The sequence below is a fragment of the Methanosarcina mangrovi genome, assembly GCF_052057765.1.
GTDB lineage: Archaea > Halobacteriota > Methanosarcinia > Methanosarcinales > Methanosarcinaceae > Methanosarcina.
In genome coordinates, this window is the sequence record NZ_CP195120.1 from 522,320 (window position 1) to 548,367 (window position 26,048).

20 protein-coding genes are annotated in these 26,048 nt (G+C 45.0%); 3 read left to right on the top strand and 17 right to left on the bottom strand.

Annotation, left to right across the window (positions count from 1 at the left end; all coding sequences use genetic code 11):
• Positions 1-237: 237 nt before the first annotated feature.
• The 7 genes from proS to ACSAZL_RS02560 all read right to left on the bottom strand — a co-directional run bounded on the left by proS (position 238) and on the right by ACSAZL_RS02560 (position 9,461).
• Positions 238-1,680 (bottom strand): proline--tRNA ligase, encoded by a 1,443-nt coding sequence (proS, locus tag ACSAZL_RS02530; RefSeq protein ID WP_440947181.1) that lies wholly within the window; start codon positions 1,678-1,680, stop codon positions 238-240.
• Between the two features lie 365 nt (positions 1,681-2,045).
• Complete coding sequence (locus ACSAZL_RS02535) at positions 2,046-2,690, bottom strand: ZPR1 zinc finger domain-containing protein (protein ID WP_440947182.1); 645 nt, start codon at positions 2,688-2,690, stop codon at positions 2,046-2,048.
• Positions 2,687-3,067: a cell division protein SepF gene (locus ACSAZL_RS02540; RefSeq protein ID WP_011023780.1), complete on the bottom strand. Its 381-nt coding sequence runs from the start codon at positions 3,065-3,067 to the stop codon at positions 2,687-2,689. The genes ACSAZL_RS02535 and ACSAZL_RS02540 overlap by 4 nt, the downstream gene beginning before the upstream one ends.
• A gap of 199 nt (positions 3,068-3,266) precedes the next feature.
• Positions 3,267-3,752 carry an RNA-binding protein gene (locus ACSAZL_RS02545; RefSeq protein ID WP_440947183.1) on the bottom strand — a complete coding sequence of 162 codons (486 nt, stop codon included), beginning with the start codon at positions 3,750-3,752 and terminating at the stop codon, positions 3,267-3,269.
• A 177-nt stretch (positions 3,753-3,929) separates the two neighbouring features.
• Positions 3,930-5,093, bottom strand: a complete 1,164-nt coding sequence (locus tag ACSAZL_RS02550) for an MFS transporter (RefSeq protein WP_440947184.1) — start codon at positions 5,091-5,093, stop codon at positions 3,930-3,932.
• Between the two features lie 212 nt (positions 5,094-5,305).
• A complete protein-coding gene (locus ACSAZL_RS02555) occupies positions 5,306-6,433 on the bottom strand; it encodes an MFS transporter (protein WP_440947185.1) in 1,128 nt (375 codons plus the stop codon).
• 1,012 nt (positions 6,434-7,445) lie between these two features.
• On the bottom strand, positions 7,446-9,461 hold the full coding sequence (locus ACSAZL_RS02560; protein WP_440947186.1) for a sodium-translocating pyrophosphatase: 2,016 nt from the start codon (positions 9,459-9,461) through the stop codon (positions 7,446-7,448).
• A 1,044-nt stretch (positions 9,462-10,505) separates the two neighbouring features.
• Between ACSAZL_RS02560 and ACSAZL_RS02565 the strand changes: the two genes are divergently transcribed.
• Positions 10,506-12,536 (top strand): sodium-translocating pyrophosphatase, encoded by a 2,031-nt coding sequence (locus ACSAZL_RS02565; protein WP_440948764.1) that lies wholly within the window; start codon positions 10,506-10,508, stop codon positions 12,534-12,536.
• A gap of 707 nt (positions 12,537-13,243) precedes the next feature.
• On the opposite strand, the gene ACSAZL_RS02570 is transcribed toward ACSAZL_RS02565, so the two are convergent.
• Together ACSAZL_RS02570 and ACSAZL_RS02575 are read right to left on the bottom strand one after the other, a co-directional pair.
• Complete coding sequence (locus ACSAZL_RS02570; protein WP_440947187.1) at positions 13,244-13,702, bottom strand: hypothetical protein; 459 nt, start codon at positions 13,700-13,702, stop codon at positions 13,244-13,246.
• Positions 13,703-13,739: 37 nt separating this feature from the next.
• Positions 13,740-15,221 carry a dihydropteroate synthase-like protein gene (locus ACSAZL_RS02575; RefSeq protein ID WP_440947188.1) on the bottom strand — a complete coding sequence of 494 codons (1,482 nt, stop codon included), beginning with the start codon at positions 15,219-15,221 and terminating at the stop codon, positions 13,740-13,742.
• 57 nt (positions 15,222-15,278) lie between these two features.
• On the opposite strand from ACSAZL_RS02575, the gene ACSAZL_RS02580 reads away from it, so the two are divergent.
• The gene (locus tag ACSAZL_RS02580) at positions 15,279-15,449 is read left to right on the top strand and encodes a hypothetical protein (protein WP_440947189.1); all 171 of its coding nucleotides are present in this window, start codon (positions 15,279-15,281) and stop codon (positions 15,447-15,449) included.
• Here the strand turns inward: ACSAZL_RS02580 and ftsZ are convergent.
• Positions 15,426-16,604 (bottom strand): cell division protein FtsZ, encoded by a 1,179-nt coding sequence (gene ftsZ, locus ACSAZL_RS02585; protein ID WP_440947190.1) that lies wholly within the window; start codon positions 16,602-16,604, stop codon positions 15,426-15,428. The genes ACSAZL_RS02580 and ftsZ overlap by 24 nt on opposite strands.
• Positions 16,605-17,614: 1,010 nt before the next feature.
• Here ftsZ and ACSAZL_RS02590 point away from each other — a divergent pair.
• A complete protein-coding gene (locus ACSAZL_RS02590; protein ID WP_440947191.1) occupies positions 17,615-18,256 on the top strand; it encodes an HAD family hydrolase in 642 nt (213 codons plus the stop codon).
• 47 nt (positions 18,257-18,303) lie between these two features.
• On the opposite strand, the gene ACSAZL_RS02595 is transcribed toward ACSAZL_RS02590, so the two are convergent.
• From ACSAZL_RS02595 to ACSAZL_RS02625, 7 genes are all read right to left on the bottom strand, one after another.
• Entirely contained in the window at positions 18,304-20,217 is a 1,914-nt protein-coding gene (locus ACSAZL_RS02595; RefSeq protein WP_440947192.1) for a beta-CASP ribonuclease aCPSF1, read from the bottom strand.
• A 114-nt stretch (positions 20,218-20,331) separates the two neighbouring features.
• A complete protein-coding gene (psmB, locus tag ACSAZL_RS02600) occupies positions 20,332-20,964 on the bottom strand; it encodes an archaeal proteasome endopeptidase complex subunit beta (RefSeq protein ID WP_440947193.1) in 633 nt (210 codons plus the stop codon).
• 257 nt (positions 20,965-21,221) lie between these two features.
• Complete coding sequence (locus ACSAZL_RS02605; RefSeq protein ID WP_440947194.1) at positions 21,222-21,734, bottom strand: TIGR00295 family protein; 513 nt, start codon at positions 21,732-21,734, stop codon at positions 21,222-21,224.
• Positions 21,735-21,744: 10 nt separating this feature from the next.
• A complete protein-coding gene (gene tfe / locus ACSAZL_RS02610; RefSeq protein WP_440947195.1) occupies positions 21,745-22,239 on the bottom strand; it encodes a transcription factor E in 495 nt (164 codons plus the stop codon).
• Positions 22,240-22,309: 70 nt separating this feature from the next.
• Complete coding sequence (locus tag ACSAZL_RS02615) at positions 22,310-23,578, bottom strand: ATP-grasp domain-containing protein (RefSeq protein WP_440947196.1); 1,269 nt, start codon at positions 23,576-23,578, stop codon at positions 22,310-22,312.
• On the bottom strand, positions 23,575-24,639 hold the full coding sequence (locus tag ACSAZL_RS02620) for a 60S ribosomal export protein NMD3 (RefSeq protein ID WP_440947197.1): 1,065 nt from the start codon (positions 24,637-24,639) through the stop codon (positions 23,575-23,577). Before ACSAZL_RS02620 ends, ACSAZL_RS02615 begins: the two co-directional genes overlap by 4 nt.
• Positions 24,640-25,055: 416 nt before the next feature.
• Complete coding sequence (locus tag ACSAZL_RS02625) at positions 25,056-25,862, bottom strand: dolichyl-phosphate beta-glucosyltransferase (RefSeq protein WP_440948765.1); 807 nt, start codon at positions 25,860-25,862, stop codon at positions 25,056-25,058.
• Positions 25,863-26,048 lie beyond the last annotated feature (186 nt).

Below are 26,048 nucleotides of genomic sequence, written 5' to 3' on the forward strand. Positions count from 1 at the left end.
ACTGTTTCCGGGAACTAAGGGATATAAAAATAGATATCACTTCCGAAGAGGAGCTTTCTCGGGAAATGCTGCCAGTTTTTTAAAAATGAAATACAAAGGTTTTCAGTTTTCTGCTGCATTACCCATATCTCTATAAGCTCGGATTCTTCAAGGGAAGAAGGATAAGAAAAAAGCCAGGAATATGGGATTCTTCCCCATATTTCCTGCCGAACTTTTATGAAAGAGCTTTTACAGAACTCAGTATGTTCTTGCAACGTAAACTCGGGTTTCGGTTTCTGCTCCGCAGACAGGGCATTTTTCCTTTCCTCTTCCTCTGGGGGTCAGGGGAATTCCCAGGATGCCTGCGCCTATCCGGTCTTCCATTGCAAGTCCGCACTCTTTTTTACCGCACCAGGGGATTGTTGCAACCCCTTTCTGGATCTTTTCCTTTACTTCCTCAAGTTCGGTGCAGTCAAAGATGCGGCTTTCGAGTTCGGCTTTAGCTTTCTCGTAGAGGCTTTTCTGGATTGCTTCAAATTTCTGAAGCACTCCGATCTCTATCTCCGGGAGGGGGATCTGCTCCTTTTCCCCTGTGTCTCTCCGGACCGCAACCGCAACATTGTTTTCCAGGTCTCTCGGCCCTATTTCAAGCCTGATGGGTACGCCTTTCATCTCCCATCTGTAGTACTTTGCTCCGGGGCGCAGATCGCTCGCATCGATTTCTACCTTAACCCCTGATTTCCTCAGGCGCTCCTGAACATCTCTGCAGGCTGCAAGCACCTCTTCTGCCCCTTTTTTGAAGATAATCGGGATAATGACTACCTGGACAGGTGCAATTTCGGGAGGGAGGACAAGCCCTTTGTCGTCTCCGTGGATGGAGATTGTGGCTGCAATTGACCGCTCCGAAATCCCGTAACAGGTCTGGTGGGCATAGCGCTGTTCGCCGTCAGGGGCTTCGTACTTGATATCGAAGGTCTTTGCGAAGTTATCGCCCAGATGGTGAACGGTCCCTATCTGAAGGGTCTTTCCGTCAGGCATCATGGCATCAATGGCATCGGTGTAATCAGCGCCCGGGAACTTGTCCCAGTCTGGCCTCCTTGAGCGGAGCACAGGAACTGCCAGCCTGCGGTAGATCTCGGTGTAAAGTTCAACAGCTTCCTTTACCTGGGCTTCCGCATCTTCCCAGGTGGCGTGCACGGTATGGGCTTCTTTAAAAGAAGTAATCTCCCTGAGCCTGATCAGAGGGCGGGTATGCTTTGTTTCATAGCGGAAAGTATTGACTATCTGGTAGAGTTTGAGGGGGAAATCTGCGTGGGACCTGACCCACATCTTGTACATAGGATAAATGGCAGTCTCACTCGTGGGGCGGAGCGCCAGAGGGATGTCAAGAGGATCCTTTCCTCCATGTGTGACCCAGTACACTTCATCCTCAAAGCCTTTAATATGTTCGGCTTCTTTCATGAACTCATTTTCAGGGATAAGCAGGGGGAAGAGAGTCTCCTGGTGCCCGCTGTTATCAAGAATTTCCCTTATGATATTGTAAGCGCTCCTCCTGATGGCAAAACCGAAGGGGTACCAGACATAAAGCCCCTTTACAGGGTAGCGGACGTCCATTATTTCTGCCATCCACAGGAGTTCGTTATACCAATCACTGAATTCCTCTTTTGGAGGTAATGCTGCTTCTTTTTCGCTTTCTGCCATACCTTCACCGTATTATCGTGATCTCAGTTAATTTTTATGATAATCCATATTATGAAACGCGCTAGTCAGGAAATTATGAAATGCGAGACGTAAAGTCCCGAATGGTCAGGCACGTAGTTTTTCTCAGTCCAGTTGCCTGTCCGGAAGATTTTTCATGTGGTTTTTTGCCTGCGTACGGCTTTCCGGGATTTTGAACCTTTTGGACTTTTCGAACCTTTTGCAGCACACCTGCTGCTTTATTCTGACGGAAAAATGCCTGCTCAGCCCTTGACGTGATTGCCTTTATTGGAATAAAAGTAAATAACTATATGGGGTGCACTACCCTAAAGTCCTGGTCGGGCTGTTAAAAAAATCGGAAAAAAGAATTAATCTCCTCCGAGGGGCTTGACATTGTCCGAAACATCGTGTTCAAGTTCGGATTTGTCAACATCGAAAACTATCATGCCGGTGTTTAGCTTCTCAGCCTCTTCCTTTGAGAGTTTGGTAGCGACAGCCTTTTTCGAGATAATTGCGCTGTTTCCGAGAGGATCTTCAATGATGACCGTAATTGTTCTCTTACCTTCGATTACTTCATCGAGCATGCACAGGAGTTCCTGGCTGCGGGCGAACTTCTCTTCATCCTCCTGTACCCATCTGCTCGCAGTCATAAGGACTTTCTGAACCCTCTGCAGCACACCTTCGATGTTCGTTATATACGAATCAGAAACCGTACCGGGTTCAATAACAATCCCCATCTCCGGAATGCGGATTGTTCCTGAGGTTGAGCGGATGACTCTTGCGTCCAGGTCTTCCGGGCTCTCAACTGACAGCTCATAGCGCATGGGCTCTTTACTGGAGAGAATCATAGTATCTGCAAAACGGAAACTGCACTGGCATTTTGCAGTTATGTACATGATCTCCCCAAAATAGGGAATGTTATCTCTCTGCCACTTCATTACAAGGTCGCTCTGACACAGAGGGCAGGAGATCCTCGTTTCAAAGTTTTCTTTCTTAAAATGATCCTGATTCAATATTTTCCACCAATAATCTTTGATCTGTCGATTTTAATGCCTGTAGGAGTTACGATCACAGTGTTTCCTTTGACACCTGCAATGTCTCCGTGGACATCGACAACAACATCTTTCAGTTCTTTTAAAACCCTGTCCCTTAGCAGGTCGTCGCCTCTGATGTTTGAGATGTCGACCATAAGGATGTTCCCGTTGTAAATCTCCTGCTTGAGTGCAGATACCTGGTTAATGCTTGAGACTTCTGCAATTTTTACATAAGTCTCTGCAGGCTCGTCCTCCAGGACTTCTTCATATTTGCTGAGGTCAATTTCAGTGTAATCTTCGGCACTGGTTGAGCTTTTTACATTGCCGCCAAGGATCTTGTCTATGAGTTTTGCCATTTATGCACGCCTTTTGTATTTTTTTAAATTGGGATAGTACTGTCCTATATTGGGATCTATATTAATTAATTTTGCTATTATAAAGCCACACTGGTCCCCAGCTTTTGTTTCGGATTTTTTTCCGTTTGCAGCAGGAACGTTTTCTTTTCAGCGGAATCTCTCTTAAGGGCTCTCTCAGAACTTAAAATTAAGAACTCTCTCAGAACTCAAAATTCCAGAGTTTATCTCCTACATGGGTTATTGACTTTATGGCTTTTCCCGAATCTGCGTTAACCATCTGCTGCCCTTCCATGAGGGCTTTTCCTATTGCAAGAGCTTTCCGGTGAGTCTCTTCAACTATAATTACAAAGTCGCCTTCTTTTATTTCAGGGTCAGCTTCCAGGATCCCGGGGGCCATAATGTCCGCCCCGTTTGAAACGAATCGAATAGCCCCTTTGTCTACCACAACAAGACGTTTCTGCAGCCCCATCTCAAGAGCCCCGCGGACCGTAGGGAATAGATGCTCCTCGATTTCAAACAGAAGGGGTTTGCCGTCCACGAGGATAAGAGAAAATTCATCCAGAGCAACCTTTTCCAGAGTTTTTTTTTCCAGCCCTGCCATTTCTTCCCCGAAGGTGGACTCAAGGTCTTTTAACATTTTGTTCTTTGCATTTTTCCTCAACTGAACTCTCGACTTTACTTTCAACCAATCACCTGATTTTAAAAGGTACGCTTATTCATAGGATAGGGCTTTTGAGCCTTTTAAAGCTTATGCGGATCTCAGGGGTTCCTGATTCCGGATATTCAATTTTTCTGCAGAACAGTTGAGCTTCCTTTCCGGATTTTGTCCTGAGTTTGTGGCTTTTGCTCTCTGTTCACGGTTTTATTCCAATTTTATAAAAAGCATCATAAGCAGCACCAGGGAGCTTCCGAGAAACACTGTTTCATAACCTAAAAGCTCTATAAGCAAACTTCCAAAAACCGGTACTAGCCCGAGCCCTGCATAAATTCCTGTATTAAAGATCCCCATTGTAAATCCGCTTGAGCTTATCCTGGATACGGCGGTAACAAGCCCTATTATTGCCGCTCCTCCTCCTGCACCAATAAGGAAAAAGGCCAGAAGAGGAGCTTTTGCCGAAAGCAGGACGCCCGTAGCTGCAAGGACCAGGCCTGCCCTTACTATTTTCTGATAATCTGCGCCTGTTCTCCCAGCAGCCAGGGAACTCAGCATTGCAGCTACATATGAGGCTGCGATTGCAAGCCCCAGCTCCGGTTTTGTCAGGAAGTCCGCACTATAGTCCGCATAATTTGCAGTCAAAATCCCTGTGGCTCCGTAGAGGAGAACCGAAATTCCCCAGATCTTCCAGAGCCCGCTTTCAGAAAAAGCCTTCCTGAATTTTTCCAGGTTCCCGGCAGGTCCGAAGTTCGTTGAGTTTCCAGGCCGCTTTCCTGTAGCTCTTTTACGGTTTGAGGTGCCGGTTTTTTCTTTTTTCCTTCCAGGGCTGCCTGAGGATACAAGTCCTCGGGCTTCCGGGAGAAGCAGGACAAAGGAAAAGCCCGCAAGGATGGTAAAGATGCTTATTGCGGTTTTGATCCCCGCCTCCGCAAGCATTCCTGAGAAAAAAACTCCTGCAGCCAGTCCGGCATTTAACAGGAAATTAAATTCTCCCATACTGCGCTGGCTATCTTCCCATTCCACAATCATGGAAAAAGCCGCAGGAAAAAAAGCTCCGCAGCCCAGGCCTTCTACGAATCTTGAGATGCCGAGAATCCACAGGTTGTCAGAAAGTGAAATAAAAAGTCCCGAAATAACAGTAAGTGTGATCCCCAGGCTTGCTACCTTCAGGTTTCCTATCCTGTCTGCAAGGATTCCGAATGGGAGGAGGGTGAGAAAAGCCCCTATAAAGTATCCTGAATAAAGCAGGCTTGAGACAGCAGGGCTCGAATTTCCCTCTCCTGCAAGTTCGGGGAGGACAGGAATTGCCGCATTAGAAAGACCCTGGATTGCAAAGACTGAAGAGTATAGTATGATTTTTTTCGGGTTCATGGTCTTTTTCTGTTCAGTATTCTTTTCTTTTTAGTATTTTTCCGGCAGTTATTTTTCCTGATTAGACTTTCTGCAATCCGATTTTCCTGCAAGCTTCAGATATTTTTCTGTTTTTTTCCCTAATCTGTTTCTTTCGGAGATAAAGGGGGTGCTGCCCGGGGATAGTTTGCAGAAGACCTTAGTATGGGCACACCTGCGTGTATCGTGCATTTTCAGTCTTTTAATAGAAGAGCTCCTGCCAGGATAAAGCCGTTTACGGCAAATATTTTTTCAAAGCTCAGGAACCCTGTAAGGAACCCTACAGCAATCGGAAGCAAGGACAGGCCTGCGTATATGGTGGTGTTAAAAAGCCCCATTGCAAGACCTCTATATGCATCCATTCTTGCAACTGCCAGAGCAAAACCTACCATTGCAATTCCTGATCCTCCTCCAAGGCTCGAAAATCCCAGAAAGGGGTATTTAATCGCAAAAAGGGCTCCAAGGGCTGAAAAGGATAGGCCTATCCCGATGATTGCCTTTTCCTTAATTCTAAAACGACCGACCAGAAGAGAAGTGGCCATGGCGCAGATATAGAGGCTTGCAATAGCGCTTCCCAGCTGGGCTTTTGTTAGGAATTCAAGGCTGTAGTCGGGATAGTAGGCTATAAGAACCCCTATCGCTCCGTTGAGCAAAAAAGAACTCAGCCATATCCCCGAATTCTGGCGGTTAAGGAGTCCTGCAACTTCGCTGAAAGAATGTTTGAAATGGTCCTGGAGAGAACCGGACAGCAAATCTGTTTTCTCTCCTTTTGCTTTCGGGTTAATGAATTCTCTGTGTCTGGGAAGAAGCGGAATAATCGAAAGTAAAGCTATGAAAGTGAATATGAGAATAGCTCCTTTCAGGTAGGTGTCTGCCAGCAGGCCTGAAACCAGAGCTCCTGAAGCCAGTCCGGCATTGAAAAGAAAGGTGAATTCTCCCATGCAGCGCCCCGGGTCCTTGCACTTTGAGAGTGTAGAAAAGGCTGCAGGAAAAAAAGCTCCGCATGCAGCGCCTTCCATAAACCTGGAAATAATAAGGATCCGCAGGTTTTCGGAGAAAAGGATGATTAGCCCTGAGATGGCTGTAAGGATAATGCCGAGTCCTATGAACCTGAGGTTCCCGGACCTGTCAGCCATAATCCCGAAGGGAAGCATTGTAGCAAGGGCTCCCAGAAAGTACCCTGAAAAGAGCAGGCTTGAGGCAAATTCTCCAAATGTACTGTGATACCGGGTGGCGAGTTCCGGGAGAATGGGAATTACAGCATTGGAAAGCCCCATAATTGCAAAAACTGCAACATAAATCAAGCGCCTGTCAGGGTTCATAGAATCTAAAACCCGCAAACTCGTATAAGTTTCTTATCGTGGCTGTTCTTCCGGGGTCATAATTTCTCTTTCAAATTCCTCTTTCGATATTTGCGGTTCTTCTTCTCAACATTTTAAAAATATGCTTGAAAAAAAGAAAATCCCGGGCAATATTCTTGCATGATATTTTTGATATTATATTAACTCGAATGAAATGCATAGCTATTTATATAATTAACTTGAATAGGGGTAATGTGAGTAATGTGAGCGGGAAACTTTTTTCACATACCATACCCCCCACTCCCCATATGACCCCCCACTCCCCAACCCGCTCACACTACTTCTAACCTTACTCAAATTCTAACTATTTTTTCCGTTTTTTCCAGACTAAGTTGCTTTTTTGTTTGTCTTGCGGGTCTTCTGGAAAGGTCTACCATCTTTGTTATTCTTTGATTATTTCGTGGTGATATGTTTTTTCCTGCCGTCTGCTGCAGTTATATACAGATGATAGGTTACTTTCGCCTGGGAATTTTACCTTCTCAACTTATTTCGTCTTGAAATGGTTATTTATTTCTTAACTATTTTTAAATTTTAATCTCATGATCTTTACTACTTTGAATATAATAGGATTGCCTATTATATTATCTTTTCGATTTTTATTTTTCTGTTTGTTGTTTTTTGGAGCTTTAATCCTCTTATATCTTCTTCTTTTTCCCGGAAAAAGCAATTTTCAATCCAATAACTCTTAAATAATTTTTTGTCATATAATCTGAAATTCCTTGAAAGGCTTCATTTTATGTACAAAAACACAGACCTGCTATCCATGAAATGACAATTTTTGCCAGGAAAAATGATTGAAAAATAAATATCTGTTCACGGATGTGTAATAGAAAAATAACTGATAAGTTGCTGATATGGGTGAATGTCCCGAAAAGAGCAGAAAAGCCGTTAAATGTGAAAAATGAGATAAAAAATAAGATGTGAAATTGGAGAAATGGATTCCCCATTGGGGATTCCAGATCTTTCTCGTCCCTTAGAATAGCCCACTGTGTATTATCAGGGACGAGAAGAGAATTGCCACCATGTTCACCACTTTAATCAGGGCGTTAAGGGCAGGTCCGGCAGTGTCTTTGAACGGGTCACCTACTGTATCCCCGACAACTGCAGCTTTATGGGCTTCTGAGCCTCTTCCGCCATGATTTCCGTCTTCAATCAATTTCTTTGCGTTGTCCCAGGCTCCTCCTCCGTTGTCCATCATGAGGGCGAGCATAAACCCGACTACTATAAGCCCTATGAGGAGCCCTGCAAGCGCTTTCGGGCCAAGGATGAACCCAACCAGCAGGGGCACGAGTACAGCAAGGAAGCCGGGCATTGCCATCTCATGGAGGGCTGCTTTTGTCACGATGTCAACGCAGCGTCCGTATTCCGGCTTTGCGGTTCCTTCCATAATGCCGGGGATCTCCCTGAACTGCCTGCGGACCTCATTTACGACCTCAAAAGCGGCTTTCCCTACCGCGCTCATCGTAACCGCGCTGAATACGAAAGGCAGGAGGGCTCCGAGCAGAAGTCCCGCAAGTACCACGGGGTCATCGAGGTTCAGGGACTGTCCCCCAAGGTTTACCTTGCTGCGGTAGTCTGCAAAGAGGGCAAGTGCGCCCAGAGCTGCCGAACCTATTGCGTATCCTTTGGTGACAGCCTTTGTGGTGTTTCCAACGGCATCGAGGGCGTCCGTGACCTTTCTGACCTGAGCCGGGAGGTTTGCCATCTGGGCAATTCCGCCGGCGTTATCCGTGATAGGGCCGTAAGAGTCCAGAGCAACTATCATACCTGTGGTTGAGAGCATTGCAACGGCTGCAATGGCAATTCCGTAGAGCCCTATCCCTGCATCTGCTGCGCCTCCCACAATGAAGTAGGAAATAAGGATTCCTATGACAATTACTACAGTAGGCACGAGTGTACTTTCAAAGCCTATTGATAACCCTGAAATTATGTTGGTTGCAGCCCCGGTTTCAGAGGAAGATGCGATTGTTTTTACCGGCCTGTAGCTTGTGGAAGTGTAGTATTCCGTAATAATCACCATAAGCACCGTGATTACGATGCCTACGATAGTGGCGTAGAAAAGCCTGATATCCCCCATAAGGGAGTTGGTTACAAAATAGAAAGCGATCAAGCTGATAATTGCAGAGCCGCCTACACCCTTGTAGAGCGCCTGCATGATCTTCCCTTCTTTTCCTATCTTCACGAAGAAGACCGATATGATGGATGCAAAGATTGCGACAGAACCAAGTATTAGTGGGTAGAGTATGGCGTTTTCGTAAGTTCCGGTAATAAGTGAACCAAGCAGCATGGCAGCCAGAGAAGTGACAACATATGTCTCAAAGAGGTCCGCTCCCATTCCTGCACAGTCTCCCACATTGTCCCCCACATTGTCGGCAATGACTCCTGCGTTCCTGGGATCATCTTCAGGGATCCCGGCTTCGACCTTCCCTACAAGGTCAGCCCCAACATCAGCGGCTTTGGTGAAGATTCCACCGCCAACTCTTGCAAAGAGGCTGATAAGGCTGGCTCCGAAACCAAATCCTACAACCAGGTCCACGTCCCCATAGAGGATGTAAAAACCACTTGTACCGAGCAGTGCAAGCCCTACTACTGCAAGTCCTGTTACAGCCCCCCCGCGGAATGCAACTGACATGGCTTTCTCAAGCCCGCTTGATGCGGCATGAGCAGTCCTGACGTTTGCCCTGACTGAGACGCTCATACCTATATAGCCGGCAGCAGCCGAGCTTATGGCACCTGCCAGGAAACCGATAGCTATTTTCAGCCCATCATCAAGCAAAAAGAGAATCAGGAACGAGAGAATGATCGAAACCACTGCAATCGTTTTGTACTGGCGATTTAGGTAAGCCATAGCTCCTTCCTGAATTGCTCCGGCTATTTCCTTCATCCTCTTATTGCCGGCATCTTCCTTCAGGATGCTTTTTGCGAAAAAAGCAGCGAAGACCAGACTTATAACGCCTGCTAAAGGAGCAATAAATATTAAACCTTCCATAAATTTCCTATCCTTTGGTTTTGATACCCGTTCACATTAATATGTTTTTTATAATCCCTTCAAGAATTCCTATCCTCTAGCTTCAACGTCCCTCTTATTATCTCTAGAATTGTGTACATACATGTATTTCTTCTAGTTTTATCATGATTTTTACGTATCAATTTAGTATTATTCTAAAGTATTTTTTTTAGTTGTTAAAGCCTCATTTTAGACGAAAGCGTAAATAGTTATTTTTTATATAAACTTTTGCGCCATTTTGCCTCTCAAAGTTCTTTCAACTCCTCAAAATATGACGATTTTTTCCTGGGGTTAATGACTGATATAACTCAGATATAACTCAAATTTGCAGGATTGAGAATACAGGAGAGAGCAAAAACATGCTGGAGACAGGGTTTTTCAAAAATACTCCAAGAGATGCCAGTGATTTTTTACCGGACTTATTTTTTCGGCACTTTTTCCGACACCTGCGGTTCCAGCTAATTTTCTGTAAAAAAATGGGGATGGGGCTGAAAATACGAAAGAAGAGGCTATGTTTTCCTTTTACTCATTCCTTTCAGATATGTATTTATTTAACTAACAAGGTAATAAGTTACCGTGTTCCCTCATCCCGGCGAGAGAGAACTCAAATTTTTTGCCCTGAGAGTAATGGAATAGGAACCAGATCTGAAGGGAATATTTGACTCATAGAAATCGCCGATGTCAATATGTGCTGTCTAATTAAAATGAATCATCTGAATAATAAAAGTGTTTAACCCGCAAAAATCGTCAAATCAAAAGGAGCTGTTTAAAAAACAAACCGATATTATAAAAGAAGGCAAAATCGCAATCTATAAAACAAGCGGCATATTAATGTCGAGTGGATTTATATAGGGTTGTGTCAGTTCGCAATGAAAGTTCTGTTGCGCAGGAGCTGAAATTCTCAGTTCCTCCGAATCTTCAACGGAAGATCGAGTATCAATTTATATACAAAGACCCATTTATTATCACAAAAAGTACTTTTGGAGGAGTACTTTTGATTTGCTTTCCGGTAGGATGGTTGAAATTATGGATATGTTAATCTACCTTGCACCAATATGTGCCCTTATTGGTCTGATTTTTGCAGGTATATCCTACAAAAACGTCCAAAATGAAGGCGCAGGTAATGATCTTATCAAGAAAATTACTGCGTCGATTCACGGTGGAGCTATGGTCTATCTTAACAGGCAGTACCGTGCAATCGCCGTATTTGTCGTTTTCCTTGCAGTCGTAATTGCGTTAATTCTGCCAAACGGAGCTCTTACTGCAGCATGTTTCGTTTTTGGTGCAGTGCTTTCCGCAACAGCTGGCTATGCAGGGATGCTTACGGCTACTATTGCAAATGGGCGGACCACAAATGCTGCCACCAGAGGCATCGGTCCTGCTTTTAGGGTTTCATTTGCATCCGGTACAGTTATGGGAATGAGTGTCGTAGGTCTCGGCCTCTTTGGGCTGTCTCTTTCATTTATAATTCTTGAAAGTGTCTATACAGATCTGGATTTGCTTACTCTCGTAAACATTGTTGCGGGCTTTTCACTCGGAGCTTCATCTATCGCTCTCTTTGCCCGTGTAGGTGGGGGAATCTTCACCAAAGCCGCTGACGTGGGTGCGGACCTTGTAGGGAAGGTCGAAGCCGGGATCCCTGAAGATGATCCAAGAAACCCTGCCGTAATCGCCGACAACGTCGGAGACAATGTAGGAGATATTGCCGGAATGGGAGCTGACCTCTATGAATCATATGTAGGCTCAATCCTTGCAACGATGCTTCTTGCAGCATCAACTGCAGCAACTACTTTTCCCAATGTCCCGGTTCAGAACGTTATTCTGGTTCCGCTGATTATTTCAGCTGTTGGAATTCTCGCATCTATTGTCGGTACTTTTTTTGTCCGTACAAACAAGACAGAGTCTTCAGCAATCCATATGGCATTTAATATGGGGCTGATTGCCGCAATCGTTCTTACGGTCATTGCTTCATATTTCGTTACATCCCAGCTTCTTGGAGAATACGGACTGAACGTTTTCTTTGCAACGGTTGCGGGGCTTGTTGCAGGTTTCCTTATCGGACAAATCACAGAGCATTACACGTCATATGACAGAAAGCCAACCCTCAGGGTTGCAAATTCCTGCCAGACAGGTTCAGCTACCAATATCATTACAGGTTTTGCAAAAGGCATGGAGTCAACTCTCTGGCCTGTTGTTATCATCAGCATTGCAATCTATATTGCGTTCCAGTTAGCCGGCCTCTACGGCATAGCTATTGCAGCTGTCGGAATGCTTGCAACGCTCGGGATCTCCCTCTCAGTCGATGCATACGGCCCCGTAGCTGACAATGCGGGAGGCATTGCAGAGATGTCTCACCAGAAGAAAGAGGTGCGCCAGATTACCGATACTCTTGATGCAGTAGGAAACACTACGGCAGCTATCGGCAAAGGTTTTGCAATCGGGTCCGCAGCTCTTACCGCACTTGCCCTCTTTGCTTCATATGGTATTGCAGTGGGGCTCAGTGCCATCGATGTTATGAATCCGAACGTCTTCATCGGGCTTACGATAGGCGCAATGCTTCCTTATCTCTTCTCCTCAATGACCATTCTGGCTGTCGGAAATGCGGCAGGTGAAGTGGTGGTTGAAGTGAGGAGGCAGTTTAGAGAGATTGCAGGTTTGATGGAAGGCAAAGCTGATCCTGATTATGGCAAATGTATTGCAATCTCAACACACTCTGCTCTTAAAGAGATGATTCCACCCGGGGTCCTTGCAGTTGCTGCTCCTCTTTTAGTCGGGCTTGTGCTTGGTCCCGGAGCTCTTGGTGGGCTTCTTGCAGGCTCTGTAGCTTCCGGTTTCATGATTGCAATTACAATGTCCAACGCTGGAGGTGCGTGGGACAACGCAAAGAAATACATCGAACTCGGAAACTTCGGCGGAAAGGGTTCCGATGCCCACAAAGCAGGTGTAACCGGCGATACCGTAGGTGACCCGTTCAAAGACACTGCAGGTCCTGCAATCAACATCCTCATTAAGCTCATGAGCATAGTGGCTGTTGTGTTTGCACCCTTGTTTATGTGATTTCCTTAATTTTTCCCTTTTTTTATTTTTTATTTTTAGTGCTGTATTTTACTTCCTGGTCTTCTTTTCCAGTGTTCTTTTGCTTAAATCTGTGGAGGTTACTCTTTGTGGATGGTTATTTCTTTGTTTTAGATTGCTTTCTTTGCTTGAATACTTGAAGAACGTGCCCTTTCTTCGAGTATTTCAAATCTTTCCGGTTTGATGGCTCGTGAATTAATTGTCCACAGCTTAAGCTCCTCTACGTACCAGGGAGAAATGTCAGGAACAAAAAAGCATAGCATCGGCTCTTCGTCCCTTCCTGTCCCATAGGCAAGCCTCTTTCTTATTCACACTATGATAAGTTATTCACACAATGTTATTCACACACAGATTTATTTCAAACACGATAGGCTGTCCGCACACGATGGTTATTTATGTGTCGAATAGCCAAAAAGGAATACAGTTTCCTATTTGATAATTATAGAGTAAAAACCTTTCGGTTTTATTTGGTTTTATTCCGTTTTCTGATGGAATTCTCCATATTCTATCAAAAATAGTTTCCGAGCTGAGAATTCAGCTATCTCTTCAAAAGTTTCAATTTACGTTTGGAAGCTGAGAATTCAGCTATTTCTTCAAAAGTTTTAATTTATGTCAAGGAAGAAAGACCATGTGTAGTAAAGAAAAAAGTCTGTTTTTTGAAACCCGGGTTCTTTGCCGGTAAGGAGAAGTCAGTTAACTCCCCTTACCTGAAGCAGCTGGAATTCTATCTCATCAGGAACTGTAGCGAGGAAGACAAAAGTGTTATACCCCAGCTTCTGTACCTCTTTGATTGCATGCGCCTGAGTCTCGTTCAGGTCTCTTGAGTCGCTTACGATGCAGAATGACTTCCTGTTTCCGGTATTTACAAGGAAGTTAAAGGCTTTCCCATGGTCATTGAGGAAGGCAACCAGGTTCTTAAGTTCATCCCAGGTATTGCACATATGGATGTTCCTGGATCCCATATTTTCCACATACCAGTCCCGGCTCACATAAGAGTAAGAAGCATACTGTTCGTTCAATTCATCATAGGATTTGATGATTTTGTTAAGGTCTTTCCTCAGGTTAACCCATTTCCAGTTCTGTGTTGTGAAATAGCGGGCTGCCACTATCTCAAAGATTAATTGCTTATCTTCAGTTTCGAGTTTCATTTCCTCACACCTCTATTTTGTCTGCCTTCCAGTGTGTTCAGAATACGTCATCCTGGGCGTAACTCCGATTAAAGTGCAGGGCAAGTTCGGCTTTTTCCAGTTCTCTTCCAAGGTATGCCGCATGGTCCAGGCGCGAGACCAGTTCGAGTCCGAGCAGCGTGTCCATAACTTCTCTGGCACTTTCTCCTGCAACCGCCGCTTTCTCATGTTCAGCTACAATAAGTCCGCCGTTCCCGCTTATTTTATCCGGCACAATCCGGATTCGGATGGGGCCTGCGGGGTCTACACGCCAGTTCTTCGAAGCTCTGGCCATGATTAATTTTTCAGGGAGGGGACTGTCAGGGCGCCTTCTTTTTTCCTTTATGCAGAGGAGATCAATGCCAAGGTCCTTTGGGGAGCTTTCCCTTATCCTGCAAAGTTGCATCATCTCGGAGGCTTTTTTTAGCTCTCTTATGGAGCCCTGGGCTTTATCGCTGTATTCGGGGGTAAAAAGGATACTTGCTCCTGCTTCTGCCCCTATTCCGCAGAGTGTGGCATTTACTCCAATGGTGTCCACGTCCATGAGTTCCGTTACATTCCCAACTCCGAAGAATAACGGCACCTCGGGATACATCCTGTGGAACTCATGATAACGTACAATAGATTCGGTTATTCTATGGCCTACGGGGTCAAGGACCGGGTCAGCTATGATTTTTTCAATCCCAAGCCTGCGGGCAGCTTCGATATTTCTTATCAGGCTTTCCAGGCTGTTTCCTTCATCAGGGATTACTACTGCTGCCACGCCTGCTTCTGCAACTGCCGGCCCTGCAGTTTCCATGTTCGTGCCGTTAAGGCTCAGGACAAGGTCTGCTCCTGCTTCTATTCCTTCCTCTATCAGCTCCGGGTCAAGCGTATCGACACTTATCGTGGTGCACGTGAGGGCTTTTGCAAGGGATACCGTTCTCCTGATCTGTCCCGGGAGGGTGTTAAGTGTAGCTCCGAGATCGATAATATCTGCTCCACGAGCGATAAAAGCTTCGATTCTTGTCGCCAGGTCTGCAGGGCCCATTTCTGAAGCCCCTACAATCTCTCCCATGACCTTCATTCGGGAATTTCCTCCCAGCTTTACTTCTCTGAGTGTCAGGGGAGAGTGAGCTTCCTCTTCAGCTTTTCTTACAAGCTCAAGCGCCATCTCCTTTCGCACGTCTGCAAGGAGCTCACATGCAGGAACTTTTTCGGAAAACTCAACCTTCTCTGCAAAAAGGAGCACGAAGCTGAGATCATAGGCGTGTTTCGGGCCCAGCCGGATTCTGGAGCCCAGCTCTTCCGAAGCCTTTGAAAAGTCCCCTGCTACAAGTCCGGGAAGTAGAATCAGGTCATATCTGCTTGAAAAACCTGCATCCTGAAAGGCTTTAACAAGCTTTTTTGGGGTTATGAATGCGGCAATATCGATATCTGCTACGAGGACGTCTGCTTTTTCCCCAGCTGCTTTCCTCACGGTATTTTCCGCAAGCCGCCCTGTTGCAATCAAAATTTTCATGTTTTTTAGATAGGATCGCTAATAAAAAAGAGTATCTGTTCGATAAGCCCTTAAAAAATGAGTGCCCGGTCAGGAAAAATCCCTTCTGTCTATCCTGGGGAGTTTCTCTCCAGTAAAGCTCTGGTTGCTCTCCGGAAAAGTCCGGAGAATAACCTGAGGGGGAAGCTCGGAAACCTGTGGGTCCGGGCTTTTGTCAGTACTGGTTTAATTTATGAAATCAATAATTGATTCGTCGTGCTTTTTTCTGAGAGGTCCTGCAGTCTCTCCTCTTCTGCCAGGGGACAATCTCCCGAATCTCTTTTCCTGGATAGGTTCAGCCTCGGCTCTGGACTCCAGGATTCCAGCTCCAGCCTGAGGGCCCAGTATCTGGGCAGACTGGACTCCAGTCATGATTGCCATGACCCTTACCTTGCCTTCATAATCTTCCCTGATTCTTGCGCCCCATATTACATTGGCGCTTGAGGAAAGTTCGTAGGTAAGCATAGAGGCAATTTCCTCGGCTTCTTTCAGGCTCAGGTCAGGTCCGCCTGTTACATGGACAAGGCTGCCGGTTGCACCCTTGTAATCAACATCAAGCAGGGGGTGGTTTAAGGCAGTCCGCACGACTTCCGTGCTCTTATCCTGGCTCTTGGATTCTCCGACAAGCATTACGGCGACTCCGCCGCAGCTCATAATGGTCCTGATATCTGCATAGTCAAGGTTGATAAGGGAGGGTACTGTAATGGTTTCAGTTATTCCTTTCACGGTTTCGGCAATTAACTGGTCCATTACTGAGAAAGCCTGGTCAATGGGAAGGTTAGGTACGTAGTTGAGCAACCTGTTGTTGTCCAGGACAATTACAGTGTCTGCTGCCCTGCGCAGGTCTTCAAGTCCTTCTTCTGCCTTGAATATGCGGGCTCTTTCAACCCTGAAAGGGCTTGAGACCATGCCTACGACGATTGCTCCCTGTTCTTTTGCAACTTCGGCAACTACAGGGGCAACTCCTGTTCCCGTGCCTCCTCCAAGCCCTGCTGTAATGAAAACAAGGTCTACATTCTTCAAAACTTCCTCAAGAGTGCCTCTTGCAAGTTCTGCGGCTTTCTTTCCGGTTTCCGGATAACCGCCTGCTCCCAGACCTCTTGTGAGAGTTTTTCCTACGAGGATCTTCTTGTCAGCCCTTACATTATCAAGGTGCTGCTTGTCTGTATTGATGCATACTGTTTCTGCGCCTTCGATTCCTATGTTGTAGAGCCGGTTTACGGTATTGTTTCCTGCACCCCCGCATCCTACAATCATAATTCTCGGCTGCCCGAATTCTTCGATGTCTTCTTCGGAGGAGGAATTTTTTCGGTATTCCTTCTCTTTTTCACTGAATTTCATTGCTTCCTGTACTATAGATTGCAATTTATCCCCTCGGCTGGATTTCGTTTATCATATCTTTATTTTTTTCCTTTGACTCCCCACCCTCTATATCGGGGGGCAAATTTCTGTTTATATAGTTAAATTGGGGATAACCTGTAAAAACCTGGTAAAAGATTTTCATCCGTTATCTTTAATAAGTTGGTATTCTTCTAAATTTAAACATTTCGGACATATTTAAGCAGTGTTTTTAAATCGCATATGAAGTTTAAATATGCCACCCATAAATTTCATATATTCTACTTTTTCCCGCATTTTTCCCTGAGTTCTCGGGGCTGAAATTGCGGGGACTTCCACAATGTTTATATACAGTAGCCTAAAACTTTTTCGGAAGTCTCGTTTTTCAGGAAAGCTATCCTGAGCATGCATGTCAGGGCAATTTTTATTTTCTTTATTGCATGTTATTTTGCGATTTTGCTCTCCTCAAATTATTGAATATGTAGTCGCTACACTACTTTTTTATTGAGACCTCCAGACTGGGATACTTTCAATTTAATGAAACTGTTTATATTATTACTTTTAAGTAGAATTCTCATCTTAAAAACTTTTTCGGTATCTTTCGAAGATTTTAAGGCTCTTGATTATTTTTTCCAGTAGTAAATGATAACTGCACATAAGTGTTTATATAAATTTAAGTTACATTTCTGAGATTTCCGTCTCATCCTAAAATAATGTCTTCAATTCTCTCTCAATTATTTTTCTTTGCCTGTGACTTCTGAACATTCTGTTCCCTTTTATACCGGCAAAATCAGGAACTTAATATCTTCCCTCTCTCTTATTATAAAGGCTTCCTGACGCGTTAACTGAATGTTAATTTTTTTATTGTCCTCTCGGAAATGCCGGGAAAGCTTTAAGACTGCAAAGCCATTTTTATTTTAAGTTACTTCACCTAAACTCTTTAGCAAACTGCATTCAGGAAGAGTCATAAATCATTTATTAACTTTCTCAAATCTTCCTGAACAATTCCCATTTCTTTCGTTTCAGGAGCAAGAAGCGTGTTAAAAGCAGTAATTTTTGATATGGATGGCGTTCTCGTCGATTCCATGCCTTTCCATGCAGCAGCCTGGAAAAAGGCTTTTCTTGACATGGGTATGGAAATCAGAGACGAGGATATCTATGAAATTGAGGGTTCAAACCCCAGGAACGGTCTTCCACTGTTGATCCGAAAAGCCCTGAAAGAGCCCGATGCTTATGATTTTGAAACTATAACCACAATCTACAGGCAGGAGTTCAAACGAATTTTCGAACTGAAGGCTTTCGACGGGATGAAAGAATGCCTCGAAATGCTTAAATCCCGCTTCCTGCTTTCTGTAGTCTCGGGCTCTGACCGCCTGATCGTTAATGGTATCCTTGACCAGCTCTTTCCAGGCGTATTCGATACGGTGGTCACCGGAGATGATGTCCTTAACTCCAAACCCCATCCGGACCCTTTCCTGAAAGCCGTTGAACTTCTCAAGGTCGGAAAAAATGAGTGTGTCGTGATCGAGAATGCCGTTCTGGGCGTGGAAGCCGCTAAAAGAGCTGATATCTACTGTATAGGCGTCCCCACATATGTAGAGCCTTCAAAACTCGAAAGGGCGGATCTGGTAGTAGGCGATCACAAAAAGTTAATGGAACATCTTCTTAACCTGAGGTAATCTTTCGGTCCTGAATTCAAAAAGAGTTTGTGGCCCCTGTTGTGGGGTCACAGTAACCTTACGGTCTCGAGGTTTGTGAGGGCACGTGTCTCGATCTTAAGTTTCTTGTAAACGGAACTTGCGAGGTCTACACAGGCTTTTTCGTCACCGTGTTCGGTAAACACTCTTTCCGGACGGGGCTGCATTCTCTTGATGTACTCCATAAGCTGCCTCCTGTCCGAGTGGCCTGAGAAACCGTCTACTACCTGCACTTCCATGTTCATTTTCAGGATTTCGGTGCTTCCGTTCTTCCCTGTCATGGGGATTTCTTTCCATCCCTTCTGGATCCTGCGTCCCACAGTCCCGTCAGCCTGATAGCCCACAAAAACAAGCGTGTTGCGCGGATCTTCGGCAAAGGTCCTGAAATAGTCCATAACAGGTCCTCCGTTCATCATGCCCGAGGTTGAAAGGATTACACAGGGGTGCGGGTTCTGAATGATCTTCTGGCGGGCCTCGTGGGAGTCAACCGGCTTGAAGCATTCGGACAGGAAGGGGTTCTGGCCCTTCTGGAAGATCAGTTTCCTCAGATCGTTGTTCAGGTACTCTGGATGGGTTGCGTGGATTGCAGTGGCTTCCCAGATCATTCCGTCAAGGTAGACCGGGACTTCAGGGATAATCCCTTTCCTTATGGACTCTTCGAGCACAATCATAACTTCCTGGCTTCTGCCCACGGCAAAAGCAGGGATAAGGGCAATTCCTCCGCGCTCAACGGTATTCTTAACCACCATCTGCAGGTGCTTTTCAGCGTCCTTAAGTGCAGGCTGGAAGGCGTTGGAGTTCCCATAAGTAGCTTCACTGATGACAGTTTCAACTCTGGGGAACTTGTTGACCGCAGGGTCAAAAAGCCTGGTCTTCTCATATTTGTAGTCTCCCGTAAAGACTACGTTGTGGAGCCCGTCTCCTATGTGGAAGTGGGAAATTGCCGAGCCCAGGATATGGCCTGCATTGTGGAAAGTCAGTTTAATGTCAGGGGCGATGTCTGTTACTTCCTCATAGTCCAGAGGTATGGTGTGTTTGAGGGTTTTAGCTACCATCCCTGATTCGTAGGGAATCTTTTTCCCTTCTTTAGCTGCCACGTCGATATAGTCGAGCTGGAGCAGCACCATGAGGTCTCTTGTGGGAGGCGTACAGTAGACAGGTCCTTCGTATCCATACTTGAAAAGCAGGGGAACAAGGCCCTGATGGTCAAGGTGAGCATGGGTAACTATTACGGCATCTATCTGGTTTAGTGGAAAAACTTCAGGGACATAGAGGAAAGGCGTCATGTTTTCGTCCGAACCTACATTGACTCCGCAGTCAATCAGGATTCTGGACTCAGGAGTAGAAAGCAAAAAACAGCTTCGACCTACTTCTTTGCATCCCCCGAGGGCTGTAACCCTTACCCACTGGTCTTTTGAGGTACACTCCCTGTGAATTTTCCTCCCCACGGTTTTCAGGATTTCTTTCCTTTCTTTGAGGTTGTTCCTCATGAACTCCCTTATATTTTTCACTGTACGGGACTTAATAGGAGGTGTCCGGACAACTTTGGGAATCCAGCCGATCTGCTTTGTAATCTCTCTCAGGGTTGCACCGTGTTTTCCTATTACAAGCCCGGGCTTTTCGGCTTCGATGATTACTTCTCCGGAATCAGGATCAAAATAATAGCTCGAGATTACGGATTCTTTTGGAACAACTTCTTCAATTATAGAAATAGAGTCCTCAGGAGTTGCAAGAACCCTTGGGTCAGGCCGCATGGCAATCCGCGTTCTGAGTTCTTTTGCCAGGTTGCGGATTATATTCCCGTCGTCTGCGAATTTCCGGGGCTCTTCAGTGTACAGGACAAGCTGAGGGCCTTCGAATTCGACGTCGGTAATTGTAACTCCTGCAGGTAGATTTTTCTCAATTTTATGTTTGAGGTCTAATAGCACGTCTTCAATAGGCATTAAGAATCTTCCTTTTTGTCAAAAAATCAAAAAGTATCTGGATGTCGAAAAAATAATATTTGAAAAAGGTGTTAGTTTATGTATTGGAATAAAAAACCAACAGTTAAATTATCTTTAGTTTAATGAAGCCCTTCTGGATTTTACTTCTTCAGGATCCAGCCTTTTGAATGCCTCCTTTGTAATTACGACTACATCGATATTTTCTCCGGAAGCTGAGTCTCTTTTCGTTGCATTGTGAATTGCCCTGATCGCAAGATCGAGACCTTCTTTTACAGCCATATCCTCTTTGTACTGGTCTTCCAGTACGCCGTAAGCCATGGGAGAACCTGAACCCGTTGCCGAGATCCTTGTCTCTTCAATACTTCCACCCATTGCATCCAGTGAGTAGATTGCAGGTCCGTTCTTGTCAACTCCTCCGATAAGGAGCTGGACCATCATGGGATAGTAGCGGTTAGCATTCAAGAAGTTCGACATCAAAGTGGCAATTCCTTTGATTGTCATGGATTCATTCCTGCGCATTTTGTAGAGTTGTGACTCCACACTTACCAATCGCACAAGCTGCTGGGCATCCCCTACCGAACCGGCAGTGGTCATCCCTACCAGGTCGTCGATCTGGTAAACTTTCTTTGCAGTTTTGCTTGCGATGAAATGCCCCATTGTGGCTCGCTGTTCACTTGCGAGCACAATTCCGTCGGTACAAACTACCCCTACGGTAGTTGTGCCCTTTAGATATTTGTCATTATCCATAAACATACCCTCATAATAAGTTAAAAATGAGAAAATGTCGCTAAAAAAAATGTTTTAATTGAGGTGAGCATTTTTAGCTTAAATCGCAGGATTTAGCAATCCATTATCTCATTATTAATATCGGTATATATAAGTTTTCCTCCTCCTTTTTCTAAATGCGTGCGCATTTAAAACCGGAGTATTATTTGACAAAATTATTTTTCTGTTTTTCTATATACTGGATGTCTGAATTCTTTTCGATCCGGAAGATTTGGAATTTAGCGGGAAAGTCTCTCTACTTCTTCAGCGAGTTTTTTTACCCTCTGAACTACATGTTCAGATATATTTCTTTTACTCATCAGTTCCAATCTTTCGTTTATCGTTATCCTTTTCGTCCCTTTTACAAGGTTGTCGGCATGTGCAACGATTTTTTCCTCCAGGCTCCGGGGGAAATAGTCGTCTTCAGGAAGTCCCAGTTCCTTTGCCTCTTCTCTTGAGACTCCGGCTCCTATATGCCGTTTTATTATCTCAGCAACTTCAGGTTCGACCCCTCTGCTTTGGGCCAGCTTGAATCCCTCAACCGCATGGGAAATCCCATGAGTCCGGCACCTTCCAACGTCATGTAAAAGAGCTCCTATCTCTACAAGCTCCGGATTTACATTATTTCCGGCGGCTTTCGCCTTTGCTGCGATCTCAACTGCCAGGGAGGCAACCTCTTTGCAGTGTTCGATTACATTCGGGGCACAACCTGCCTCTTCGAGCAGCCTTATTGCCCGGGTTCGGGTAGTCAAGACAGATCCCTTATGCGGAGCTCAGGGCATCCACGCGCTTTTTCAGGGCTCTTACAAAACGGGAGTTGTCATAAAAGACCAGGTCTTCGCCGCACATGGGACAGAGAAATTCCGTTTCAGTTGCTTCGTCAAAAAGAAGGCGAACACAGCCCTGCGGGCAGACATAAAACACATTGTTTTCTTCAAACTCAAGACGAGTTTTCAGGTTTCTGAGCAACTTTTTCTTTTCTCTCATGAGCTGGTGCTCCACGTCGGAAAAGTCCAGGTGCCAGAGATAGGTCAGCCATCCGCTGTTTGAATCCCTTTCTCTTACAACGATTGCAAATTTGTTTTCATAAAGTATGAAGAGGGTTCTCCTCACGGTATTCAACAGAACTCCGGTCTTTGCCGCAATTTCTTCATCCGTGACTTCGCCTTCGGGCATCTCTTCTATCATTTTAAGCCCTTCTTCCCCTACAAGGCTCGTGAGATATCCTCTAATTACCTTGTCATTCAAATCTACCAAAAATGTTCACCTCGCAAATCCCTTGTATGAATTGGACATACCAGTATTAAAGTTTACATTCTGCTTTTTCTCAAAGAGATCGTTCATGTCTGGAAAAAGCTGTACTCTCGCAACTTAACCTCATGCTTCTCAGGCAGGGTTCAGGAGCTTTCTTTCTTCTTTTTGTTCGATTTTCAATAAAAGTTTTTATTCTCTCTGCCCCTCTTTCAAGAGACCGGACTGCCTCGTCTCTTGTTGAGGCACATGCAAACAGGGAGGTAAGAGGCCAGTCGGGCTCAGTAACAGTTCCCATGGAAGGAATATCAGCGCTTTTTTCCCCGAGAATGACGTCCATGAGTTTTCTGTCTATAAAAAGCTCTCGATCCGAGTAAAGAACTCCTCTTGCAGCAAAAAGTTTTGCTTCGGGTTTTTCCGGAAGTTCTCCTCTGAAGCAGCCGATATGGGCTTCAAAAAGGTTAATTCCCGTCGCCATTTCTATAGTATCCAGGCTGCCTTGGAACCTTGGGTTTATTTCCAGTACTACAGGTCCCTTTTCCGTGACCAGGAAATCCACTCCGTTTGAGCCTAGGAGCCCGAGTTCGAGTACAAGTTCTTCAGCAAGGGCTTCCATTTCCTCTGCATGTTCTGTCCTGAAAGGAGTTACGTTTCCGCAGTAGGCAAAAGGCAACCTCGAGAGCAAGGGTATTCCTATCAATTGTTCGTTCACAGCAACTGCCAGAGCCTGACTTTTTGTGGAAAGCAAAGAAACGCTTGAAGGAATCCCTTCCAGAAAATCCTGTATTATAAGCTCCTCTGCTGCAAGCTCCGGATCCAGCCTGGCCAGTTCTTCGAAGGCTGTCAGCAGTTCCTGCCTGTTCCTTGCAACCCTGTTAAAGATCCCTCCTCCTCCCCTGAAAGGTTTTAGAATCACGGGGTACTCGATGGCATCCAGTTCTTCCGGAGAATAACAGCGCGGGTGCGGCATTCCAAGGGCTTCGAGCTTTTTTGCAAGGTGCTGTTTGTTTGAAGCTTCCTTAATTGCGTCGGGACAGCTGGCAAGTACCGGGCAGGAAAAACTGCCCGGGTCCAGCATCTCCATTCCAGATCCCAGGACTATAGCATCAAAGTCAAGCCCGAAGGCGTTCATTTTAGCTATTATCCAGCGAGGATCAAGCTGACGGATTTCGCTTGAAGTCCTGCACTCAAGGAGCGCTGATGCGTGTGCACATTTCTGCAGGTCAAGATCCCGAAAAGCGTCTATGGAACAGACAGTATAGCCTGCCCTGCTTGCGGAGCAGACAATGGTTCGCGTATCAAATCCAATTGCAAGGATATTCTGCATGTTTCCCCGTTTTCTCATTTTTCCTGCGGAACCTCGGAGTTTGCCAGGGCAAAGATTCCGTATTCCGTTTTCAGGACAGGGATCTCTTCTCCTGCTTCTGTACTGAAGGACATGGGCTTTTTTATTGCAACGGTTTCATAGGTCTCAGGATCAAGCACAAGAATTGCATTTTCTTCGATTGAAACCAGCACTGTGTACACCGCGTCCCTTATATTTGCAATTTTTTCTGCGCCTTTAAGCTCTTCCGGGGTCGAGATAAATCTGGAACCATCTTCAAGGCTGATCCCGTTGACCTTTTTTCCTGAGCTTCTGATCTGGATAATCCTTCCCCTGAACCTTATCACGTCCCCTGGCCTGAATTCGGGAAGGCGCATAGCAAAGGTAATTCTGTAGAGGTTTTTCCCGTCTTTCATGCCAACAAGGGTAGGGGATTCGGCGAAACCACCTCCAAGTTCGGAGATGATTGCCCGGCAGACCTGTCGGCTGGCATTCATGGAGCCCATATAAAGGTCGACGCCTTCTTTCTGCTCCTGACAATCACTTATAAACGCCAACCTGTCCCCTTTTTTCTTCATGCTCTCCATAGCTTCCCTGGCAATGACAGAGCAGCGCTTCTTTTCTTCTTCTGCAGGGAACCTGCCTGCTGCCCTGATCTGGATGATTGCTTCAAAGTATCCTCCAGACTCCCGGCTGCACATATCGCAGGCTGTCCGCTGAATCCTCACTTCGGTCTCAGCTTCGGCATGGACTGGTTCTTCTCTTACAATTGCATCTACTTCGACTCTCACCTTATATATATAAGGCGTAACTTCCTTTGGTTCAAGGTAGAGTTCCACATCTCCGGCTTCATTGTGGATAAAAAGGGCGTTTTCTACGGCTTTAAGCACCACTTCTTCTATATTGCCGATATCTTCCCAGCGGCTCCTGTGAAAGTACGCTCCGCAGCTGGAACAGATCCTTATGTGGAGTACAAGAGGCAGTTCAATTAGTTTGAAGGTTTCAAAGAAACAGTCCCTGCAAACAGAATCAAAAAGTTTATCGCATTCTTTGCCGCATTTCGGGCACGTAATGGAATTCATCTATAATCCTTACTGATAGTCTTCTTGGAGTAATAGGTTACCTGGATTCGAAAAATAAAGTCTCTGCAGGAATAATCAGCAGTTCATCTGTTAAGCACTCTCATGCTATTTAAGAATAGCTGGATCTGCTGTTTTCACCTCTCAGGTGACTGTCTGGCCTGAAATGCCATTCTGCCATATCAGCAAATCGCTGCATCCAATTCTCTAAATGTTAAAAAATATATGTTTTAGAAGTAGACTGAATTGGCTTTTCCCTTATATAAACATTTGTATAATTCTTCCTGTATCATAGTCTTTTCCAATTAAATATCCGGGCTGAAAGTTCGGTTTTTTGTGAATTTGAGATTATTTCAATCTCATATGTTGAATTATAGCCCCGGAAACACTAAATCCCCTGACAACTATTTTCTTACCGGCTATTTGTTTTGGACTATGTTTTGTTCAAAGCATCCCTCGCAGGATTTTACTGCTTTTTCCTTTGGCGACCTTTTCAAACTCCACCATAAACGGAAAATTTGGGAGCCCATCTCTAAAACATCTTTTTTAAGGTTTACTTTAGTTATGCCTCCATGCCTCCAGACTACCGGGAATTCTTTAACCCTAAATCCCCGGGCCTGTGCGAGCACCATAAGTTCGGTATCCCAGAACCAGTGTTCGTCCTCTACTTCATCAATCAGTTCAAACAACGGGGCTTTTTTAAAAGCCTTAAACCCACATTGATGGTCATATAACTTTGAGTGTAAAACAGTGTGCACCAGAAAATTAAACCCTTTACTGGCTATTCCTCGTTTTAAGGGCCTTTTTACATTGCTTTGAGGCATCATTCTGGAGCCTGTAGCAAAGTCATATCCTTCTATGGAGATTGATTCTATTAGCTCTTTCAGGTGGCTCATATCGGTTGCAAGGTCAACGTCGATATAACAAAGAACATCGCCTGATGCAGACTTAAAAGCTCTATTCAATGCTCTGCCCCGTCCCTGGCGTGAATCCGAATGGAGATGGTTTACGCAGTTATGCTCAAGAGCAAGTTTTCCTGCAACTCTATCTGTCCCATCGTTGCTCCCATCTTCTGCTATAATTATCTCAAAAGAAGAGGTAATGTCCCTGAGAGTTTCTACAGTTTGGTTTACTGTTTTTTCTATTCTTTCTATCTCGTTATAAGCAGGTAATACCAGCGAAACCCTTGTAATGTTAACACCCGAATAATGCTTGAATACCGTTATTTATCCTGTATAGTACCTCTATAGGCTAACATTTTTTCAGAATTTTTTATCACTAAGGATCGCTTCATTCTATTTAAATTAATTTATTTTTCTCTACTCTTTATGCGTCTTTTATGCGTTACTTTTTACTTTTTAGATTAGTTTTTCCGATTTATCGAGCTAATATTTTTTAAAATTTATGTCAAA